Consider the following 2,043-nt stretch of genomic DNA (forward strand, 5'->3'; position numbering starts at 1 on the left):
GGGCGATGCCGCCGCCGGGCCGGGCGCCCAGGCCGCCGCGCAGGCCGAATTTGCCCTGCTGGCCGGCCGCGCCGCGCGCTTTGCCGGCCGGCCCTGCCTGCTGTTCCAGCTGGGCGATCCGCGGCACATCCGCGTCTTCGGCACCGACAGCCTGTTTGGCGGCGCGCTCGGGGCGATCGGGCTGCGCAATGCCTGGGCGGCGCGCACCAGCTTTGCCTTCGCCGCCCCGGTGCCGCTGGAGAAGCTGGCCGAATATCCCGAGGCGCGGCTGGTCGTCATCGGCCGCATCCCGCCCCAGGCCGAACGCGGGCTGGGCTCGGCGGCGCTGTGGAACAGCCTGCCGCCGGTCCGGTCCGGGCGCGTCCACCGGCTGCCAGAGCTGCGGCCCTTTGCCGGCATCCCCTCGGCGCTGCGCTTCGCGCATGAGCTGGTCGCGGCGCTGGAGGCCCGGGCATGAGCCGCGCGGTCCTGGCCGCGGGGACGGGGCTGGCGGCGCTGGCGCTGTGGGGCATCGCGGCGCTGTCGGCCTTGCCGCCGGGCGACTGGCCGGCCCTGCCGTGGCGGCCCGCCGACATGACGGTCGGGCAGATCCTGCTGGCCTATGGGCTGATGCCGCGCGGGGTGCTGGCCCTGCTGGCGGGCGCGGCGCTGGGCCTGGCCGGGGCGCTGATGCAGGCGGTGCTGCGCAACCCGCTGGCCGATCCGACGACGCTGGGCACGGCCCCGGGCGCGCAGCTGGCCATCGTGGCGGCGACGATCTTCGCGCCGCATTGGCTGGTGGCGGGTAACCTGCCGATCGCGCTGGCCGGGGCCGGGGCGGCCACCGCCCTGGTCATGGCGCTGGGCGCGCGGCGGGGCTTCGCGCCGGTGACGGTGACCATCGCCGGGATGCTGGTCGGGCTGATGGCCTCGGCCGTGGCGACCGCGATGACGCTGGCGCAGGGGCATTACCTGCTGTCGCTGGTGATGTGGAACGGCGGCTCCATGGCACAGGTGGACTGGTCGGCCAGTTGCCACCTGGCGCTGGCGTTGGTTCCTGCGCTGCTGCTGGCGGCCGGGCTGGCGCGGCCGCTGATGGTCATGTCGCTGGGCCCCGAGGGCGCGCACGGCCTGGGCCTGCGGCTGGCGCCGCTGCGCTTCGCCACCTTGCTGCTGGCGGTCGCCCTGTCGGCCCTGGTCTCGGCCGAGATCGGCCTGGTCGGCTTCGTCGGGCTGGCCGCGCCGGCCATCGTCCGCAGCCTGGGTGCGCGGACGCTGCTGCAGCGGCTGATGTGGGCGCCGCTGGCCGGGGCGCTGGTGCTGTCGCTGGCCGACGGCCTGCTGCTGGTTCTGGCGGCAGCAGGCGGTCCCAGTCTGCCCACCGGCGCGCTGACCGGGCTGATCGGGGGGCCGCTGCTGATCTGGCTGCTGCCCCGGATGAAGGCGCAGGTGCCCCAGCAGGCCGAGGACGGCGACCGCCGCAGCCACCGCGCCGCCCGGCCCGGGCGGCTGCTGGCCGTGCTGGCTGCGGCCTGCCTGCTGCTGGCCGTGCTGACCCTGTTCGGCGGCCGCGGCCCGGAGGGCTGGGGCTTCATTCCCCCGCAGCTGCGCGAGACCTTCCTGCCGCTGCGCGCCACCGCGATCCTGGCCGCCGCCTCGGCCGGTGCCCTGCTGGCGGGGGCCGGGGCGATCCTGCAGCGGCTGACCGCCAACCCGATGGCGGCGCCCGAGGTGCTGGGCGTGACCGGGGGCGCCTCGCTGGGCTATGCGGTCACGGTCCTGGCGCTGGGCGATGCCGGGCCGCTGATGCTGGCGCTGGGAACCTCGGCCGGCGGTGCCCTGGCGCTGGCGGGGCTGGCGGGCTATGCGCTGCGCGCCGATTTGGCGCCGGCGCGGCTGCTGCTGGCGGGGCTGGCCATCGGCGCGCTGGCCTCGGCGGTGCTGGGCGCGATCATGGCCTCGGACGACCGCACGGCCTGGGTGATCCTGGGCTGGCTGGCGGGCAGCGCCGCGCAGGTCTCGCCCCTGGGCGCCGCGGCGCTGGCCGGGCTGGCGCTGGCGCTG

The 2,043-nt window shown here is 77.2% G+C and carries 1 protein-coding gene and 1 pseudogene; both read left to right on the forward strand.

The genetic code is table 11. The features are described from left to right. Nucleotides 1-457, forward strand: a pseudogene (locus I9P22_RS24030) (iron-siderophore ABC transporter substrate-binding protein); the annotation flags it as partial. Beyond that, nucleotides 454-2,043, forward strand: a 1,590-nt coding sequence (locus tag I9P22_RS24035) for an iron chelate uptake ABC transporter family permease subunit (RefSeq protein ID WP_199262731.1), incomplete at its 3' end; no start/stop codon positions are given. The pseudogene I9P22_RS24030 and the gene I9P22_RS24035, both read left to right, overlap by 4 nt.

It is taken from the genome of Paracoccus binzhouensis (assembly GCF_016446475.1).
In the GTDB taxonomy this organism is placed as follows: Bacteria; Pseudomonadota; Alphaproteobacteria; order Rhodobacterales; family Rhodobacteraceae; genus Paracoccus; species Paracoccus binzhouensis.